Genomic DNA, 18709 nt, shown 5'->3' with positions numbered 1-18709 from the left:
AGAGCAATAAAATGGAGGCTAATGGATGACGGACTTCATTTCGGCAGTGAAGGATATGTTCTTTTGTCAGACATGATGATTCGGTATATTTAAAGAATAGTTTGTTTAAGCAATGGAGTGCTTTTTTGACCAACTTGAAAAAACGGAGGAATGTAAACCATGTTAGAAAAATCTTCAAAACCATGCGATACGAACAAAGAAAAAATTACTGATAAGACTCAAAACAAACGCATTCCCTGGGACCAGTACTTTATGGCTCAGGCAGTATTGTTATCTTTACGCAGTACGTGTACACGTTTAGAAGTAGGAGCGACACTCGTGAGGGAAAAACGAATCATTGCTGGTGGCTATAATGGAGCAGTCAGTGGAGATGTCCACTGCATAGATGAAGGCTGCTATGTTGTAGATGGACACTGTTTGCGAACGATCCATGCAGAGATGAACGCGCTGCTACAGTGCGCGAAACTCGGTATCCCGACGGAAGGTTCGGAAATCTATGTCACACATTTTCCATGTTTAGCTTGTACAAAAGCTTTGCTGCAAGCTGGTGTTAAAGGGATCAATTATCTCCATGACTATCGAAATGATCCGTATGCTCAAGCGTTGATTGAACAATTAGGCGTATCTGTACACCAAGTTGCTTTAGACTCGCAGCATTTTTCAAAACTTCAAAATGAATTAACAGGAAAACATGTCTAGCGTTTTAGAAAGGCATGTTCGAAATCGGTTGATTTTTCCGGCAGTTACGTCGATGATTATTTGTTTGTTGTATGATACGGACAATTGGATTTATCGTTTGTTTCTTGCCGGAATTTTTTTGTGGTTTTCGCTAAAAGAAGGACGTTTTATCGCGTACTTCTGTATTGTGGGTAGCATAATGGTATCCGTTTCTTATAAGCTACAAGAATATTCATTTTTAGAGGAAAAAGAAACATCTGCGCAAGTGACTTTATCTACAGATACGATTCGTGCAAATGGCAGTTTTTTGACAATGGAAGGAAGGTTGTCAGAGAGTAAACAGAAGATACAGCTTTCTTATCAAGTAAACACCGAAGCAGAGTTGAAAACTTGGCTTGGGTTCCGAGGGAAGGGGATAGAATTGACAGCTGAAGGCGAGTTTATTTCTCCCGAAAAAAAGCGAAATCCTTATACTTTTGACCAAGAAGCTTACTTCAGGAACCATAGAATCTCTGGTCGATTCCAAATTCAAAGGGTCGAAAAAATTACCATACAAAATCATTGGCGAAATTGGCTCCAGAGAAAAAGAGGCGCTCTTATTTCTTTTGTCCAATCTGAATTTCCGCAAAAAACAAGTGTATATATCAATTCTTTATTATGGGGTTATAAAGATTCAGGCTTCAGAGAATCAGAAGAAATTTTTAGGGCGAGTGGTTTGCTACATCTATTCAGCCTATCGGGATTACACATCCAATTTTATTTAGGGTGGCTGTATTATTTGTTTCGACGTATCGGATGGCCACTGCACGTCAGCATCATTCCGTTGAGTCTGCTAACTATCTGTTATGTTTCTCTTGCAGGCAGTTCTATTTCTGTCTTGCGTGCTAGTCTGTTGTTTTTATTGCGGTTGCTAGTCAAATTATTGAATAAACGTTACTCCTCTATGGACTTATTTGCAGTTGTCTTTTGGCTTCTTTTGCTATTTGATCCTCGTTTTCTTTTTCATGCGGGCGGGCAGCTTAGTTTTTTCATGAGTTTTTTGTTTATCCTGATTTCTTTTGATGGAGATTGGATGAAAAAAATGGCTTCTCATGTCCTATTTACCATGATCGCGATGCCATTGATTGTATGGCATTTTTATTAGTGGCCTCTTTTAGGCAGTCTTTTTACATTACTGATTGCACCGGTATTCAAGTTTCTTTTTCTTCCTAGTGCGTTCTTTCTCACGCTTTTCAATCGCTGGTTGCCGAGAACCTTGATTTTGCTGATAGAAGAGGGACTGATCTTGTTTGAACGAATAATCGATTTGTTTTCAGGATCGCCTCTTGTTATAGGGCGTCTACCTCTTGTGCTATCAGGGGTATATATTTTCGGATTGCTGATTTGTATGGATAGATTGAACGAGCAGCCGATGAAACTCTTGTTTTATGTTGGTCTGTTTTCTTTGCTGCTATTGACTTTGACATTTTTACGTTTTTCTTCAACGATCGCTTTTATCGATGTTGGCCAAGGAGACAGTATCTTTTTGCAAAGTCCTTTTCGAAAGGAAACGATTTTGATTGATACGGGTGGTAAGTTGCACTTTGAAAGGGAAAAGTGGGCGCAAGGTATCGTACGACCTCCTGCTGAAAGGAATATCGTTCCATATCTAAAAGGACAGGGAATAAGTGTGATCGATAAACTCATCTTGACACACGACGATACGGATCATGTGGGAGAATTGTCCACATTATCTCAGCATTTCACCATCAAAAAAATTTATATTGGCTGGGGTGCTGGACGAAATGAGCCGTTGCGAAGGCATTTAACAGAAGCTCAAAAAAATGGCACTAAAATCATTGAAGTCAAACATGGCGACAGGATCAAAGGCTATTATGATCTTTATGTATTGACCCCTTTTGAAAAGGGAGAAGGAAGAAATGAAGATTCGGTTGGTTTATGGCTGGACTATAATAATCAACGTTTTTTGTTTTTAGGCGATTTGAATCAAGCGATGGAAGAACAGCTGCTTTCTATTTATCCTAATTTGAAAGCCGACGTAGTCAAATTAGGTCACCATGGTAGCCGCACATCAAGTAATACGGATTTTCTTTCCCGTATTGAAGCGAAACATGGAATTATATCCTGCGGAGTAAATAATCGTTATGGTCACCCTCACAGCGAAGTATTGGAGGCACTAGAAGAAAATCAGATAAGAACATGGCGAACTGATCAGCAAGGAATGATCACCTATCGCTGGCATCCAGTTTTTCATCCTCATGGTCTAGTGGAAATAATGATAGACTAGTAATTCTCATCTTCTCATGGTAGGATAATTTTGAAAGTGGTGAGTAATTTGAGTATACAAGCAGAGTTACAAAAAATACGTAAAGAAAAACTTGCATCTTGTTACTTGATCTTAGGAACAGAAAAGTTTCTCCAAGATCAAGTTCGGGCAGAAATAGTTAAAAAAATCAAATTAGAGGGCGAAGATGATTTAAATTTTTTAAGTTTTGACATGGAAAATGCAAGTTTGGAGGAGGTAGTGGCTGAAGCAGAGACATTGCCGTTTTTCGGAGATCAACGATTAGTATTTGTGGAGAACCCATATTTTTTAACAGGTGAGAAAGTAAACAATGGGATCGAACAAAATACTGATTTACTGACAGCTTATTTGAAAGAACCACTAGAATCGACTGTATTAGTATTTTTTGCACCATATGAAAAGTTGGATGAACGGAAAAAAGTAACGAAACAATTGAAAAAAACAGCAACCATCATCAACGTCCAACAGTTGAATGAAAAAGAAGTACGTCAATATCTGATGAATACCTTAGAGAACTCTTCCATCAAAATGGAACGAAACGCCATTGATTTATTCTTGCGGTTGACCGACTTAGATTTATCCAAAATGATGAGAGAGTTACAGAAATTAATTCTTTATGGACAAAATCAACAGCAGATCACTGTTCGAGAAGTAGAACAATTAGTTCCTAAAACATTGGAACATAATATTTTTGACATGACCCAATATATTTTAAAAGGGAAGACAGAACAAGCCTTGCGTTTATATGAAGATTTAGTCATGCAAGGGGAGGAAACAATTAAAATCAATGCGATTTTACTTTCTCAATTACGTTTGTTTTTACAGACAAAATTTCTTGTAAAGATTGGCTATCAGCAGGCCAATATTGCAGAAACATTAAAAATCCATCCCTACCGTGTAAAACTTGCCATGCAAGAAGTAAGGAAATTCGATGAACAGTTGCTGGTACAGTTATTTGATCAATTAGTCGAAATGGATTATCAAATCAAAACGGGACAAATCGAAAAAGAATTAAGTTTTCAACTTTTCGTTTTGCGCACAGGGCAGTTGTTGAGAAATAGATAGGAAGAAAGAAGAAGACAAAAGCATGCGGGAATACCGATTGCTTTTGTCTTTTTTTGACAAATAAAAAAACCGGCCGAAGCCGATTCTTTTACTTAGCGATTTTTTTGCTTAAACGAGATTTGTCGCGGTTAGCTTTGTTTTTGTGGATTAGACCTTTTGATTCAGCCATATCAATAGCTTTAACAGCTTCTTTATATAACGCATCTACGTTGTCAGCACCTGAAGCTACAGCATCTTCAAATTTTTTGATTGCAGTACGCATAGCGCTTGTTTGAGATGAATTTTTCACATTAGCGTTTTCGCTTGTACGAACACGTTTGATTGCAGATTCAATGTTTGGCATTAGTTTCACCTCCGATAACTTAAGTTCTTACGCGTGTGACCGCATAATTCAACATTCATTATTATACCTAAAGGCAGCGCGCTTTGCAATATGAACATGACAAGTTTTTTTCCTTAACAGTCTTTTATTTAAACTTTTTTATCAGTAAAAACAGATAAATCAAGCTGAAAAAATCAAAAAGACGCTATTGTGGGAGGCAATAGCGTCAAACCAAACTAGATTTTTATTTATCTATTTAAACAAAGATTGAATGGGAATGTTTGGTACTAAGTCATTATATAACAAAGAGAACCGTTTGCAAAGTTTTTTTTGAAAAGGGATACGATTCCCTGTTGTTCTTTGTTTTTCTATTAAGAAACTGCAGTTATTTTATAACCAGTCACTTTTGATCGGTAAAGGTTATTCTGGTGTACCGATTATTTTAATGTATTCATCAATATTTTTTATCAACATTTTTTTAATGACTAACTGATTCCGACGGTTCCATTTGCCACTTACTTCCAGTACATATTTATTTAGTGGCAAACGTAAGATGTACTTTGCCAAATAGCGATCTTTAAGCAGGCCATTGATCACACGGTCCTCAAGCTGCAAGTTGATTCCAGTCAGCATCATTGGCTGTTCTTGTAAAACATACGTATCAATTAAAAGACCTTCAAAAGTTTCCACAAGCGTCTTCCTTTCTTTCCAAAGTAACCTGAGAACAGGTACTATTTCTTCCATTTTGATATTCGTTAAAGTGGATGCAATCATTCCTTCTTTTGTCCACTGTAATCTAGTATAACAAAAAAGAGGAGAAGAGCCAAAAAGAAAAAAGAGCATCGATTTCAATAGGAAATCTCATTCGCTCGGTCATTGTTTAAAAAAGCTCCTGCATCGCAAGAGCTTCCCCTATATCATTCTAATAGGTCAATCAAAAAGCAGTATCTAACACATTTTGTATCAAATCAGGAAATAAAAGATAAGCTAAGCCCAGAATCAAAAGTACCGCTAAAAGAAACCAGCCAATTGTTCCTATGAAATACTTCAATTTTTCGAACATTGTATCACCTCGTTGTCAGTATATCACGGATCAGTAAATTGGGGGTGTTAAGAATCTCCTAAAAATAGGCAAAATTTGATCTATTTTCCTAAAGCAAATACTTGTAAGATACAGTAAGTAATGCCAGAAGCAATGACTGGTCCGGCGGCGATTCCTCTTAAGAAAACAACACCTAAAATCGTGCCAAAAACAAGCGCAACAGTGATTTGCGGATCAGAAGCAATCAATCCTACGCCCTTGGAAGATAAGACAGCCACTAGCCCACCGCAAAAAACAGCTACCCAGCCGATAGGGGATTTAAAGGCTTCTAATAAATCACGTAGACCGATTTCTCCTGTTGCGATAGGGATCAGAATAGCTGCAGTGATGATCGTCACACCAATATTGATTCCTTTGCCTTGAAGCCAAGGGAAAAAGGAACGGGAGGCTGGTACGAGCTTCATAATCAGCACAAAAGCTGCCGCTATCATTAGACTTTGATTCTTAGCTAAAATTGCTACAAGTAAAATAATTCCTAAAAAAAGCCAACTTTCCATAAAATATATTCCTCACTTTCTTCGAAACAATCATAACATCTTTTTGGAAAGTTGCAAAAGCAGGAATTTGTCCTTCGAAATCTATTCATACGCTGATTTTTTCATAAAATAAACAAAATCATAAAAAACTTCAGTTATTTGGCAGAAGACAGCCGTGCTTGGTATAGTGGACAAGACTTACATTTTTTTGAAGAATCAGAAAGAGCAGGTAAAGGTCTTAGTAAGCGCAAGCCATTCAGAATAACCAATATCGTGCTTCCTTCGTGTCCTACTACTCCAAGAGGTAGATTTAAAAATTGCAAGAAGTTAGAAGCAATCAACAAGAGAATAACAAGAACCGAAAAAATGATATTTTGTTTGATGATCCGCCGCATTTTTAAAGATAGCCGATGACTGTAGACGAATTTATCTAAGTCATTTTTCATTAAGACGATGTCTGCGATATCCATTGCGGCGTCTGTTCCTTGTCCCATAGCGATACCTAATGAAGCAGCTGCTAAAGCAGGCGCATCATTGACTCCATCACCAACCATCGCATTTACTTGGTAAAGTTTATTTTCTTTTTTGACTAGTTGTGTTTTTTCTTCCGGAGTACAGCTTGCATAGTAATGTTCGATCCCTACTTGTTCAGCAATAGCCTTTGCTGTGCCAGAATGGTCGCCAGTTATCATACTTGTATGGATGTTTTGGGATTTAAAGTAGGAAATCACCTGTTGGGCATTTGCTTTTGGAATATCCAACAGACCTAAAACAGCGATTAACTGCTGATCTTTAGAAAGATAGATTACAGTTTTTCCTTGATTTTCTAAACGTTCGATCATTTCCTCAATCTCTTTGCTGATTATCATCGTCTCAGGATCATAAGCGTGTTTGCCAACTTTCCATTGCGCCCCCAAATAGGTAGTTTGTAATCCAAAACCAGTAATTTCTTCTACTGATAGGCATTGGATTGCTTCGGGTATTGTGCAATCAAAATATTGTAAAATCGCATGAGCAAGAGGGTGTGTCGTTTTTTGTTCCATAGCAATAAGAAGTTGTTGTGCCAAATCCTTCTCATCAAAGAAAAAGCTGTCAGTCACAACTGGTTTTCCTTTAGTGAGCGTTCCTGTTTTATCAAAGGCAATCGCTTTTAATTCAGATAGCTTCTCTAAATGGATCCCGCCTTTGATTAGAATCCCATTTTTTGCAGAATTTGAAAGAGCAGCTAGAGAAGCAGGAGTAGCAGATGCGACAAGCGCACAAGGAGAAGCCACGACTAATAATACCATTCCTCGATAAAAGCTTTCATCCCAACTCCAACCTAAGAAAAAGTGGGGGAGAAGGATCATTAGAGGCACAGCAAGCAAAATCAATTTTACATAATTGTTTTCGATCCGTTCGATAAATGAAGCTGTTTGAGTTGGCGTATTCTGCGCTTCTTCCACTAATTGGATAATCTTAGCAAAGACAGTTTCGGCACTCGTTTTTGTTACTCGAATCGTAATGGGATTTCCTTGATTCAGCGTACCTGCAAACATCTCATCTCCTAAATATTTTTCTACAGGTACAGATTCACCGCTTAATGCAGACTCATCGATCGTTGCCTGTGTGCTTTCTAAACAACCATCGATCGGAACAGCCGCTCCTTTAGCGACGAACACCAAGTCATCCACCTTTAATTGCGAAACATCTACTTCTTGCATTTGTCCGTTTTCTTTTAGCAACTGAGCTTTTTGTGGCTGAAGATTCATCAAAGCGGTAATTTCTTTTTGACTTTTATTGGTCGTGTATTCCTCTAATGCACCGCTTAAACAAAAGATGAATGTCAACATTGCTCCCTCAAAGTAATTACCAATCAAACAGGCACCGATAGCGGCTAAAGCCATCAATAAGTCCACATTCAGTGTTCGGTCATTCCACAATTCTTTCAAGCCTTCCGATGTTTGTTTGTATCCACCGATGATAATAGCGCTGATATAAAAAAGCGGGGTGATGGTGAGAGAGAATCGGTCGAAAATAAAACCGGCAATCATAAATAAAAGACAGCCAATTGTTGCTGCAAAAGCTTTTTTCTGATTAGTCATCGTTATCAGTCCTCCTTGTCAAAACAAGGATAGCATAATAAAAATGTAATTGATAATAAAAACAGCTAAATGAGAACGATAATGGTTATCATTTGACTATGGAGCTCGATGCGGCTTTTATTATTTATAATAATTATCATCAAATAAAATAAAAAACCAGAACATTTCTCATACAAGAGAATTGTTCTGGTTTTTCTTACATTGCGATAAACCAATAACCAATTAAAATGATACCAAGGATAATACGGTACCAGCCAAAAGCGGTAAAGTCGTTTTTCTTCAAATAACTTAATAAGAATTTAATAGCTAAGACAGAAACCACAAAAGAGACGAATGTTCCTACAAGAAGAACAACAGTTTCTTCCATTTTGAATGAATTCCCTTCAGCTAAATATTTGACGATCTTCAAACCGCTTGCGCCAAACATGACAGGAATCCCTAAGAAAAATGAGAATTCTGTAGCGACAAAACGTGAAGCGCCAATCAAGATAGCTCCTAGGATCGTTGCACCAGAACGGGATGTTCCGGGAACAAGTGCCAAGACTTGGAATAACCCAACAAGAAGAGCTGCTTGGTACGTAAAGTCATTCAGCGAAGTCCAACGAGGTGTTTTGTTTTTGTTACGTTTTTCGACAATAATAAAGGCAATACCGTAAACGATCAAAACAATGGCAACGGGTAAGAACTTGTGGAAATTTGCTTCTAACCAATCATCCAAAGGCAAACCAATGATGATGGCTGGTATACAAGCAACGATCACTTTAAACCAAAGTGTCCAAGTATCTTTTTTTTCTATCGTTGATTTACTTGGAGAAAAGGGGTTTAATTTGTGAAAATAAAGAACGACGACAGCTAAGATCGCCCCTAATTGGATAACGACATTGAACATCGACATAAATTGTGAACTGGCATCCAGTTTGATGAATTCATCTGCTAGGATCAGATGACCAGTACTACTGATGGGCAGCCATTCCGTTATTCCTTCAATAATACCGAGAATCACTGCTTTAATAATATTTGCAAAAAACATAAATTCCTTCCTTCCCAATTAAGATACATCTTATAGTATACCGTTATTTTTTGATAAACCCAATCTGTTTTTTAATATTAAGAAAAACTTGAGAAATGAAGCAGATAAGAATACAAAGAGAAAAAAAGAAGACAAAGCCCTCGTTCAGACTTTGCCTTTTATGATTCTCTATTAAAAATTAAAATATCCCATCATAAAAACGAGTCTCGACTATGTGCTTTCCCGTTTTCGATATAAGACGTATCGTTGATACCATGGATAGAAAATCGACCGTTTGCATAAGTAACCTTTGTTACACTGCCATTTAAAAGACCAGCACGAACAGGCTGTTTAGGATCGATCAGATTAAGCAAGAAGGCAATCGTCAAACCATGTGATACGACTAAAACATTTCCGCCGCCGTTTTTTTCGCAGTGATGGGCGATATCTTCAAATCCTGTCCACACACGATCTCGCAATGTTTCATAAGTTTCTGCCCATCCAGCCGTATCCAAGTTGTATACAGCATTGGCAATTTGTTCAAAAGAAACTTCTGTGGTAAACATTTCATCATATGTTTTAAAATTCAATACGCGAGGAATCACACCCCACATTTCCATGTCATAGCCGCCTTCAAGAGACCCGAAGCACCATTCTCTGATCCGTTTCTCGATAAAATAAGGGATTTCTTTTCCCTTAGAATGTTCTCCTAGAATAATACGGGCAGTTTCGATCGCCCGACCACTGTCACTAGAATAAGCAAAAGAAAAGTCGACATCTTTTAACCCGCGCCCTAAATAATGGATGCCTTCTTGTCCTTGTTTTGTGAGTGGCGTATCACACCAGCCTTGTACGCGTTCGATTGTATTGAACATCGTTTTTCCATGCCGTACGATATAAAGTGTAGTTTCTGTCATTTTATTCTCCTCCTAAATCGTTTTTAACGATTGAAAAAAGGATTTGTCCTTTTTTCCTGTTCGATCGTTGTTGCATCACCATGTCCTGGATAGACTGCAAATTCATCAGGTAAAACAAACAGCTGGGTCCGAATACTGTGAAGTAATTGTTCTAAATTCCCTGAATACAAATCGGTTCTACCGATACTTCCTCTAAATAGGGCGTCGCCAGAAACGACAAAATCATCAAAAATAAAGCTAACGCTTCCGATGGAGTGCCCTGGAGTAGGGACTACACGAAAAGACATGTTCCCTAAAGTATAAGTTTTCATTTCAAATTCATATTCTGCAGGTGAGACAATAATATCAGCAATATCATCATGTCGTCCGAGTCCAGAAAGGTTCAAAATCGGATCACCTAGCCATTTTTGCTCTAGTGGGCTGACATAAACTGGGATTTGATAATACGCGCGTAATGGTTCTACTGCACCGATATGATCGTAGTGGGTATGGGTAAGCAAAATCGCTACCGGTTGTTGGTTTGTTTTTTTGATTTCTTGTTTGATTTGTTCCGCATCTTCTCCAGGGTCAATGATCAAAAGTGCTTCTTCGTTGTAGACCAAATAACAGTTTTCTTCAATCATTCCTGTTTTTAATCTTTCGATATGCATGTGCATTCCTCCTTGATAGCCAAAACTTCTTTCATCCATTAGTATAACGCATTCATTGCTAGGAAACAAAAACAGGTACTTATTTCTCTTTACTTATCTGAATTATCAGACTATATGAAAAGTATTTGGATATTCTAAAGAGAAGGAAAGTAAGTTTTCATAGCATTTTAATATGTCCTTGTTACATTAGACTCATCCAAAAATCCAAATTCTATATCCTATATCCCTGCCTAATCAGCAGGGTGTTTTTTTATGCTTGAAAAGAGAGCTCTTTTTGCTAAACTAGGCTTTTTCAGGTAATCTTAGAGAGAAAGAGGTGGTGGAAATGATCAAACAGTCAAAAATATCTGTGCGGCACTTAGTAGAATTTATTTTGCGACGTGGAAGTATCGACAATCGTAAAAAAAGTAGCCATACTGCATTAGAAGGAGCAAGAATCCACCGCAAGCTCCAAAAAGATGCGGGAGAAGACTATGAAAAAGAAGTCTTTTTAAAAACAACAGTTCCATTAGATGAATATCACCTGATCGTTGAAGGCCGTGCAGATGGTATTTTCAAAAGAGACGGTATTTATTATATAGATGAAATCAAAACATCCGAACCACGATTTGAAGATTTAGAACCAGAACAAGTGGAACTTTTCTTTCATCAAGCAAGGGTATACGCCTATATCTATAGTCAAGAGCATGATTTACAAGAAATAAATCTGCAATTGACTTACTTTCAGACGGTAGAAGAAGTGATTACGAGAAAGGTCGAACATCAGACAAGAGAGCAGTTAGAAACTTTTTTTAAAAAACTGACTGAAGATTATAAAGAATGGCTTGTTTTTCAAGAAAACTGGCGCACTGTACGCAATGCCTCTTTGATGGCTTTGAAATTCCCCCATGATGAGTATAGGAAAGGCCAGCGTGAACTAGCGGTAGCTGCTTATAAAACGATCCGTACGAAACAGAAATTGTTTGTAGAAGCACCTACCGGAACAGGAAAAACAATCTCTACGTTATTCCCCGCTTTGAAAGCTGTAGGGGAAGAAGAGGGAGAAAAGATCTTTTATCTAACGGCCAAAACAATAACTAGACAAGTAGCTGAAGATGCCATGACAGCTTTAAAAGATACTGGAGCTGAAGTAAAAAGTGTCACTTTGACGGCTAAAGATAAGATCTGCTTTTTAGATGAGACGACCTGTAATCCAGATCAGTGTCCGTATGCCAATGGTTATTACAATCGTATCAATGAAGGGTTATGGGATCTGTTGAATCATGAGAATCAGATTACTCGAGAAGTCATCGAAACTTATGCAAGAAAGCATACACTTTGTCCTTTCGAACTATCATTAGATGTCAGTATCTGGTGCGACGTGATCATTGGGGATTACAATTATCTGTTTGATCCCACTGTTTATTTAAGACGTTTTTTTGAAGATGAAAAAAACGAGGATTATCTGTTTTTGATTGATGAGGCACATAATTTGGTTAATCGTTCCCGAGAGATGTATTCGGCAGAACTATCTTATGAAAAAACGAAACGAAGTAAGGAAGCTATACCAAAGGAATTTAAAAAACTCCATCGTCGTTTCAACAAACTATTGAAAGAATTTGATTCGATCCGAGAAATTGCAAAAGAAGATCATTGGGATTATCATCATCAAAAAGCACCAGCTGAATCTTTAGTAAAGGCAGGTTATCAATTAAGCGAAAAAATCAAAGAATGGCTAGCAGAATTTCCTGAGCATCCATCACAAGAACAATTGCTTCCTTATTATTTTGATTTGCTTCATTTTTTGAAGGTCAGTGAATTTTATGATGATCACTATGAAACAACGGTCGAAAAAACGTATCGCGATCTGATAGTAAAAGAGTTTTGTATTGATCCAAGCTTGTTTCTTGAGCAGTCGTTGGATAAAGGAAGAAGCAGTATCCTTTTTTCTGCGAGTTTTTCACCCCTATCTTATTATCAGGAAACACTGGGCGGACAAAAAAGTCTAGCTTACAAACTGCCGAGTCCTTTCCCAGAAGGAAACCAGCAAGTTTTCATCGCAAATTACCTAGAGACGACTTATCGAAAAAGGGAACAAAGTCTGGCAGAATTAGTAGAGACGATCCATGCTTTTGCTGATGGAAAGGTCGGAAATTATTTCGTTTTCTTTCCTTCTTATCAATATTTAGACCTTGCGGCGGAAGCATTCAAACAGCAATATCCTGACAGCAATGTGCTGATCCAAGAAACGGACATGAATGAGGAAGAACGCGAACGATTTTTAGCAAAATTCCAAGCAGATCCCGATGAAACATTGATAGGATTTTGTGTACTTGGTGGGATTTTTTCAGAAGGAATCGATTTGAGAGGGAACCGATTGATCGGCAGTATGATCGTAGGTGTAGGCTTGCCGCAGATGAATCATGAGCAGGAACTGATCAAATCATATTATGATGAGAAGGAACACCTTGGATTTGCTTACGCTTATCAGCTTCCTGGAATGAACAAAGTCTTGCAAGCTGGTGGTCGAGTGATTCGTGGCATGGCGGATCAAGGAATCGTGGTATTGGCAGATCAACGATTTGCTCGTTTTTCTTATCGACGTTTATTCCCACAACATTGGCAAACAGCAAGAGAAGTACGAAGTGTTGGAGAATTGGAAGAAGGAATACAGCGTTTTTGGTCATCCAAAGAAGCAGTAAATCAAAAAAACGAGGGATGACAGATGTCAGCCTCGTTTTTTTCATTAACGATAGTTAGTGAATTGCAACTCGATTGGTAAGTCAAGTTTACGTAATAAAGCAATCACAGCTTGTAGATCATCACGGTTTTTACCTGTCACTCTAATCTGATCTTCTTGGATTTGTGCTTTTACTTTCAGTTTTTCATTTTTGATAGCTGTAGTGATTTTTTTCGCGTTTTCGCGATCGATTCCGTTTACCAGTTCGGCAGTTTGACGAGCTTTGCCACCTAGCGCGTGTTCCGATTCGGAAAAATGGATATTTTTGATTGGCACATTTCTTTTGATCAACTTACCAAATAATACATCTTTAATCTGTTCGATTTTGAAATCATCATCGCTCAAGACAACTAGATTGCTGTTCTCTAATTTGATTTCTACCGTAGAATCCTTGAAGTCAAATCGATTAGTCAATTCTTTTGTTGTTTGCTGAATCGCATTTTTTACTTCTTCTGTATTGACTTCTGATACAATGTCGAAGCTAGCATCTTTTGCCATAAGAAACCTCCTGATATACGTTATACATCTATCTTATCATAGGAATGGGGCAGATTCTTACTTGTTTGCTAAAATTCTTCTCATTTGAGTTCGAAGTATTTTATTTTAATAGATAAACTGTTATTCTTACATTTGGAATAACAAAGTAGAGGAGAGGTGCTTGTGAGCAAAATTATGACTGCGTATCATAAAAATGAAAGATTAAAGAAAATAGTGGTTATTTTGATAACCGGATTGACCGCTGCGGTCGCTTTAAATTATTTTTTGATTCCAGCCAATGTCTTTTCTGCAGGGATGAATGGGATCGCTCAAATCATATCCTCGCTTTTATATGAATGGTTTCATATCAAGGTAGACACAGGAACATTTATTTTTATTTTAAATATCCCTGTGTTTGTATTAGGGTTTCTCAAAGTAGGAAAACGAGCAACGATCCTTAGTTTTGTGAACGTTGTATGCGTATCAGTGATGACGATGCTACTTCCAGTCGGACAGATTACGGATAATATTTTGATGAATGCCTTAGTAGGCGGTGTCTTATTAGGTCTTGGCGTAGGCTTATCTTTAAAAATGGGCTTTACAACTGGTGGGATGGACATCATCTCTCTTGTGCTTTCACAAACAACTGGAAAAACAGTCGGAAATTACATGCTGATTCTAAATGGGATCATTGTAGTCATCGCAGGCTTCTTCTTTAACTGGGAAAGTGCCTTGTATACGATTATTTCCATTTATGCAATGACTCAAGTGATTGATGCCATCCATACGAGTCATCAAAAAGTAACAGCGATGATCGTGACCGTCAAACCTGAAGAGGTAACAGAAGAACTAGCGAAACGGATGGTACGTGGAATGACGTTGCTTCCGTCTGTCGGTGGCTATTCAAAAAAACAAGGAAATATGATCATGATGGTCATCACCCGCTATGAAATGTATGATCTTGATCAGATCGTTCATGAAATCGACGACGATGCATTTATCAATATTTTACCAACTCATTCAGTATTTGGCCGATTTGCAAATGAAAACGAACAAAAAATGTATCGAACAACAGGTGTATTGCCAGAAATAAAAAATCGTTCACAAAAAAAATGAGGAATCAGATTTATTTTAGAATGAATTTAATGTATTCCATCTAACAAGGACATTTTATAAATTTAAACGAGAATCTTCCTTCTAAATTCTCATTTACAAGTAGTTAAAAAAAGAGTATGATAAATAAAAATCGTGTTAAGGAGTGTCGTACGATGAGCGAAGCAAACCAAGAACGGTCTGCGCAAGAAATAGAACTGATCAAAGAACGTATTCTTGCTGCCTTGGAAATGGTGATCGATCCTGAATTAGGAATCGATATTGTCAACTTAGGTTTGATTTATGATATAGAATTCAATCCTGAAAACGGAGAAACAGTCATCAAAATGACGCTAACAACTATGGGCTGTCCACTAGCCGATATTTTAACAGAATCTATCCATGACGCATTGAAAGAAGTACCAGAAGTAACGAAAGCAGAAGTAAAACTTGTCTGGTATCCAGCATGGACGACCGATAAGATGAGCCGTTATGCACGGATTGCGTTGGGGATTCGATAGGAATCTTGACTGACTAGCTATGAGAAGCAAATAGGAAAAACAAAAGACCTTTTATCCTTTCTAGAAGAAAAGAGATAAGAGGTTTTTTTGTTTATAAAATTTTGTCTGCTATATTAGAAGTTAATCAAACAAATGTGTTCTATTGATAAAGGACATTCAAATCCCTTTTCTTTTGCCATCCATCTTTTTTACATCAATTTGATTTTCGTATAGTATTCTTTTTCATCTTCACGATAAATCGTGGCCCCATTTTTTTGCTGTGCCTTAAGACTGCCAAGATTTTTTTTATTTACAGACAAAAGTGCCTCATCGATGCCGAGTTTTTTTGCCTCTTGCAGTACTAATGCTAAACCTTGTGTTGCATATCCTTTTTTACGATAGTCAGGGGAGATGCCGTAACCGATATGGCCAGCGCCGTTTCTTAATGATTCGTTCAGTTTATGGCGCATATTAAAAATTCCTACATACTCATGTCCATCATTTTCCAAAATAAAGACGGTTGCGGGTACGTAATTCTCAGGAAGATCAATCCCTAAAGAAGTGTTTTCGCATTTTTTTACATAATCTAAAAATTCAGCAAGTGTATAGCCATAAGCATTGTTGATAAATCCATTCTCGTTTGGTCCAAAGCTAGTTTGCAGCCGATAAGCTTTCTCCAGATCTGCTTCCCATAATTTGATCAATTTCATCGAATCCGCCTCTTCCTAAGTAAACATATTTTTTTCTACTATAGCACTATTTTGGTGAATAGCCATTCTTATTTTTATTTTTTTGTGATGTATCGTATTAAGAATAATTTAACAAAATAAACGATTGCAGATTTTCGTTATTTATTGTATTGTTTTTATAATAGATGAATGCTCGTTATCTGTTTTAAAAAATGATCTTATTGATTGATATTGAAAGTTCAAGATAAATTGAATTTTTAATAAATGTGTTATTTAAAGCTTTTTCGTCCGTTGCTTATGATCACTAGAAAGGAGATCTCGTGAACTACTTTAGCGGTTATAAAAGAATTCCAGAAGGATGGCAACAAGCAGAAATAAAAAATGATCAGTATCAAAATGAAAGAAGACAGTTGTTGGAGAAAATGCAGCAAAAACAGCTGAATCGAGAGAAAAAGAAGAACAAAGAAACGAAGAAAAAGCAGCAAAGTAAAATAGCTACCGATACCAGAGTCGCTCGTTTAAACAATGAAATGAATCAATTGAAGCAAGAATTGAGTAAAGCAAAAAAACAAGTAGCTACTGTGAGCAAGAAAAGAAGAGAGGACAAGAAACACATCAAAGAGCTGTCACAGCAACTCGAACAACAGCAACAGCAAGCAAAAGTAGAAAAAGAAGAGATGAGACAAAAAGTCATTGAACAGCAGAGGAAAACAGAACAATTGTATCAAAAATTAGAAGAAGTGGGCTGGGATACAGATAACCACGCATTTCAGGAACTCCAAAAACGTAACCAGATCATCATTTATTTGCTGCAAAAAAATAGCCAAATCCAACATTATCTAGAGAGAATACATAGAGCGTCAGGTTTATTAAAGAAAAGAAATGATCGACTGAAACAGAAATTAGAAAAGCTATCAAATAGAAATGCTACGTATCTGAAAATCATGGAGAAGAAAAAACAAGAACTGCAGCAGTTGTCTAAAGTCAACCAGCGACAAACAGAACAATTAGCAAAGAAAAAACAAAACTTCGTACAAGCAGCTCCTCAAGATCTGATCCATGCATTGATCCAACAGTTAGACACCCAGTCATTTTATAAGTTCAATCAGTTGAACAAGCTGTTCAATAGGTATCAATGGATCTTTGAACAACAAGCGAATGATTTGCAGTATCAAGAAACAAATATTTTTTATGGTTTTGTAGAAATAGAAGAGGGCAGCATTTATTTCCACGAGGTCAATACGGAGCAAAGAAGACCACTGATAGTAGAAGAGAGCTTTAAACGCAAAGATCTTTTAACAGATGGCATAGCGGTACGAGTACATCAAAAAACAGTAGACGGTCCAGTATATTTAAGGTACTGCTATCCTATCGTTGAACAGAATAAGTCAAAAAGAAGAAGCGACAAATATCTAAAGAGAACAAGTCAAAAATCTAAACAGCCAAGTAAAAAGCAATTGAGCATAGATGCTGAAAAGTGGGCATCATCACTCAAAATTGCTGTGATCGGGAACAAACAAATAAAAGAATTCGTAAAAGGATTGCAGAAATATGTAAAAACTGTCGAAAGAATCGACGCATATGAGTACGGGGAGAAAGCACTATTTGAAAGAATCCGTGCTGTTGACTATGTCTATGTTTGCATCGATAGCGTCCCGCATCATGTGACCAATTTTCTGAAAAGTGAAATTGAGCTTATGGAAAAAACAGAATTTTTTTATCGCCCTTCAATAGATGATGGAGTTACTCGGATGAACTATTTGTATTGGTTGCAAGAGGGGAAACGCGTAGAGATAAAAAAGAACAAAAAATATGTTCTTGACAAAAAACAAATGTAATCCTAAACTAGAACATGTGATGCGGCTATGGCGGAATTGGCAGACGCGCTAGCTTCAGGCGCTAGTGAGGGCGACCTCGTGGAAGTTCGAATCTTCTTAGCCGCATAATTTTTTATATACTGAGAGAAGATATCGATGGAGAGATCCCGTCGGTATTTTTTTATAAAATCTGAATTTACTACTAAGATATAGAGGCAAACGAAATGAGTGAACCGATTATAGAATAGGAGAATACGAGATGAGGATCTTGTTCATCATGGATATCACAAAAGAAGTTGGTTGGTACGCTAGAATTTACTATGAGCTAGCAGATTTAAAAAAAGAAGTTGAAGAATATTTTTCGAGAAGTTACAATGTATCCACGGATCCAACTAAAGTAGCGTTAGCGGATTTAGTGGTGCTTCCAGAAATCGTCGAACCTTTTTTCCAAGAAAAAAAGAACAAACATGTATTAGTTGTCCCGACCACTTTCTTCTTAACAAAAGACTTTGACCAAATAAAAAAACTGATTGACTTACAAACGAATGATATATCCTAAATAGCTATTATAAAAGATAAACAGTTATAAAATAGATAGATTTCGGTAAGAAAGTCATAGAAGTAGCAGATAAGCAAAAAACTCGCCCTGCTGTTACAAAACAACTCAAAAAGAGGCCATGCGGTGTATTCTTTCGCATGGCCTCTTACTATTTTGAATGTGTTTAAACGTTCAAATAATGAATCTTAGTACCAACCGTTTGCTTCCCAGAATGCTTTCGCAGCTTCCCAAGAACCATAACGTGAAGC

At 37.2% G+C, this 18709-nt stretch carries 17 protein-coding genes, 1 tRNA gene and 2 pseudogenes; 9 read left to right on the top strand and 11 right to left on the bottom strand.

Features of this window, described 5'->3' with window-relative positions:
• Positions 1-159 precede the first annotated feature (159 nt).
• The 3 genes and pseudogenes from ESP02_RS02735 to holA all read left to right on the top strand — a co-directional run bounded on the left by ESP02_RS02735 (position 160) and on the right by holA (position 4048).
• A complete protein-coding gene (locus tag ESP02_RS02735; protein ID WP_002292191.1) occupies positions 160-699 on the top strand; it encodes a ComE operon protein 2 in 540 nt (179 codons plus the stop codon).
• Positions 692-2965 (top strand): annotated as a pseudogene (locus ESP02_RS02730) (DNA internalization-related competence protein ComEC/Rec2). The gene ESP02_RS02735 and the pseudogene ESP02_RS02730 overlap by 8 nt, the downstream one beginning before the upstream one ends.
• Before the next feature lie 36 nt (positions 2966-3001).
• Positions 3002-4048, top strand: a complete 1047-nt coding sequence (holA, locus tag ESP02_RS02725; RefSeq protein ID WP_002335668.1) for a DNA polymerase III subunit delta — start codon at positions 3002-3004, stop codon at positions 4046-4048.
• An 88-nt stretch (positions 4049-4136) separates the two neighbouring features.
• Here the strand turns inward: holA and rpsT are convergent, their stop codons facing one another.
• The 8 genes from rpsT to ESP02_RS02690 all read right to left on the bottom strand — a co-directional run bounded on the left by rpsT (position 4137) and on the right by ESP02_RS02690 (position 10608).
• Positions 4137-4391 carry a 30S ribosomal protein S20 gene (gene rpsT, locus ESP02_RS02720; protein WP_002292188.1) on the bottom strand — a complete coding sequence of 85 codons (255 nt, stop codon included), beginning with the start codon at positions 4389-4391 and terminating at the stop codon, positions 4137-4139.
• A gap of 399 nt (positions 4392-4790) precedes the next feature.
• The gene (locus tag ESP02_RS02715; RefSeq protein ID WP_002289125.1) at positions 4791-5060 is read right to left on the bottom strand and encodes a hypothetical protein; all 270 of its coding nucleotides are present in this window, start codon (positions 5058-5060) and stop codon (positions 4791-4793) included.
• Between the two features lie 244 nt (positions 5061-5304).
• Positions 5305-5433: a hypothetical protein gene (locus ESP02_RS13430; RefSeq protein WP_002292186.1), complete on the bottom strand. Its 129-nt coding sequence runs from the start codon at positions 5431-5433 to the stop codon at positions 5305-5307.
• An 80-nt stretch (positions 5434-5513) separates the two neighbouring features.
• Positions 5514-5969, bottom strand: coding sequence for a DUF441 domain-containing protein (locus ESP02_RS02710; protein WP_002315133.1), 456 nt, complete (start codon positions 5967-5969; stop codon positions 5514-5516).
• A gap of 134 nt (positions 5970-6103) precedes the next feature.
• A complete protein-coding gene (locus ESP02_RS02705) occupies positions 6104-8032 on the bottom strand; it encodes a heavy metal translocating P-type ATPase (protein ID WP_002374485.1) in 1929 nt (642 codons plus the stop codon).
• A 196-nt stretch (positions 8033-8228) separates the two neighbouring features.
• Complete coding sequence (locus ESP02_RS02700; RefSeq protein ID WP_002309434.1) at positions 8229-9062, bottom strand: undecaprenyl-diphosphate phosphatase; 834 nt, start codon at positions 9060-9062, stop codon at positions 8229-8231.
• 191 nt (positions 9063-9253) lie between these two features.
• A complete protein-coding gene (locus ESP02_RS02695; RefSeq protein WP_002329133.1) occupies positions 9254-9958 on the bottom strand; it encodes a histidine phosphatase family protein in 705 nt (234 codons plus the stop codon).
• Between the two features lie 23 nt (positions 9959-9981).
• Entirely contained in the window at positions 9982-10608 is a 627-nt protein-coding gene (locus tag ESP02_RS02690) for an MBL fold metallo-hydrolase (RefSeq protein WP_010732698.1), read from the bottom strand.
• A 325-nt stretch (positions 10609-10933) separates the two neighbouring features.
• On the opposite strand from ESP02_RS02690, the gene ESP02_RS02685 reads away from it, so the two are divergent.
• On the top strand, positions 10934-13309 hold the full coding sequence (locus ESP02_RS02685; protein ID WP_038398860.1) for an ATP-dependent DNA helicase: 2376 nt from the start codon (positions 10934-10936) through the stop codon (positions 13307-13309).
• A gap of 24 nt (positions 13310-13333) precedes the next feature.
• Here the strand turns inward: ESP02_RS02685 and ESP02_RS02680 are convergent, their stop codons facing one another.
• Positions 13334-13825 (bottom strand): YajQ family cyclic di-GMP-binding protein, encoded by a 492-nt coding sequence (locus ESP02_RS02680; RefSeq protein WP_038398861.1) that lies wholly within the window; start codon positions 13823-13825, stop codon positions 13334-13336.
• A gap of 174 nt (positions 13826-13999) precedes the next feature.
• Here ESP02_RS02680 and ESP02_RS02675 point away from each other — a divergent pair, with 174 nt between their 5' ends.
• A complete protein-coding gene (locus ESP02_RS02675; protein ID WP_002316215.1) occupies positions 14000-14920 on the top strand; it encodes a YitT family protein in 921 nt (306 codons plus the stop codon).
• A gap of 152 nt (positions 14921-15072) precedes the next feature.
• Positions 15073-15417 carry a metal-sulfur cluster assembly factor gene (locus tag ESP02_RS02670; RefSeq protein ID WP_002292174.1) on the top strand — a complete coding sequence of 115 codons (345 nt, stop codon included), beginning with the start codon at positions 15073-15075 and terminating at the stop codon, positions 15415-15417.
• Positions 15418-15605: 188 nt separating this feature from the next.
• Here the strand turns inward: ESP02_RS02670 and ESP02_RS02665 are convergent, their stop codons facing one another.
• A complete protein-coding gene (locus tag ESP02_RS02665) occupies positions 15606-16106 on the bottom strand; it encodes a GNAT family N-acetyltransferase (protein WP_038398864.1) in 501 nt (166 codons plus the stop codon).
• Positions 16107-16405: 299 nt separating this feature from the next.
• Here ESP02_RS02665 and ESP02_RS02660 point away from each other — a divergent pair, with 299 nt between their 5' ends.
• From ESP02_RS02660 to ESP02_RS02650, 3 genes are all read left to right on the top strand, one after another.
• A complete protein-coding gene (locus tag ESP02_RS02660) occupies positions 16406-17923 on the top strand; it encodes a hypothetical protein (protein WP_038398865.1) in 1518 nt (505 codons plus the stop codon).
• Positions 17924-17944: 21 nt separating this feature from the next.
• Positions 17945-18028, top strand: a tRNA-Leu gene (locus tag ESP02_RS02655).
• A 133-nt stretch (positions 18029-18161) separates the two neighbouring features.
• Positions 18162-18461 (top strand): hypothetical protein, encoded by a 300-nt coding sequence (locus ESP02_RS02650; RefSeq protein WP_038398866.1) that lies wholly within the window; start codon positions 18162-18164, stop codon positions 18459-18461.
• A 185-nt stretch (positions 18462-18646) separates the two neighbouring features.
• Here ESP02_RS02650 and ESP02_RS13425 read toward each other — a convergent pair.
• Positions 18647-18709, bottom strand: a pseudogene (locus ESP02_RS13425) (peptidase M23); the annotation flags it as partial.

It is taken from the genome of Enterococcus sp. NBRC 3427 (assembly GCF_007996925.1).
GTDB lineage: Bacteria > Bacillota > Bacilli > Lactobacillales > Enterococcaceae > Enterococcus_B > Enterococcus_B lactis.
The sequence above is the reverse complement of the archived record's forward strand: the minus strand, read 5'-3'. Positions and strand labels throughout refer to the sequence as shown.

Coding starts and splice junctions, on each gene's coding strand:
- rpsT (WP_002292188.1), bottom strand. CDS start 4,391: ATGCCAAACATTGAATCTGCAATCAAACGTGTTCGTACAAGCGAAAAC.
- ESP02_RS02735 (WP_002292191.1), top strand. CDS start 160: ATGTTAGAAAAATCTTCAAAACCATGCGATACGAACAAAGAAAAAATT.
- ESP02_RS02700 (WP_002309434.1), bottom strand. CDS start 9,062: ATGTTTTTTGCAAATATTATTAAAGCAGTGATTCTCGGTATTATTGAA.
- ESP02_RS02670 (WP_002292174.1), top strand. CDS start 15,073: ATGAGCGAAGCAAACCAAGAACGGTCTGCGCAAGAAATAGAACTGATC.
- ESP02_RS02710 (WP_002315133.1), bottom strand. CDS start 5,969: ATGGAAAGTTGGCTTTTTTTAGGAATTATTTTACTTGTAGCAATTTTA.
- ESP02_RS02665 (WP_038398864.1), bottom strand. CDS start 16,106: ATGAAATTGATCAAATTATGGGAAGCAGATCTGGAGAAAGCTTATCGG.
- ESP02_RS02695 (WP_002329133.1), bottom strand. CDS start 9,958: ATGACAGAAACTACACTTTATATCGTACGGCATGGAAAAACGATGTTC.
- ESP02_RS02690 (WP_010732698.1), bottom strand. CDS start 10,608: ATGCATATCGAAAGATTAAAAACAGGAATGATTGAAGAAAACTGTTAT.
- ESP02_RS02705 (WP_002374485.1), bottom strand. CDS start 8,032: ATGACTAATCAGAAAAAAGCTTTTGCAGCAACAATTGGCTGTCTTTTA.
- ESP02_RS02685 (WP_038398860.1), top strand. CDS start 10,934: ATGATCAAACAGTCAAAAATATCTGTGCGGCACTTAGTAGAATTTATT.
- ESP02_RS13430 (WP_002292186.1), bottom strand. CDS start 5,433: ATGTTCGAAAAATTGAAGTATTTCATAGGAACAATTGGCTGGTTTCTT.
- ESP02_RS02675 (WP_002316215.1), top strand. CDS start 14,000: ATGACTGCGTATCATAAAAATGAAAGATTAAAGAAAATAGTGGTTATT.
- ESP02_RS02650 (WP_038398866.1), top strand. CDS start 18,162: ATGAGGATCTTGTTCATCATGGATATCACAAAAGAAGTTGGTTGGTAC.
- ESP02_RS02680 (WP_038398861.1), bottom strand. CDS start 13,825: ATGGCAAAAGATGCTAGCTTCGACATTGTATCAGAAGTCAATACAGAA.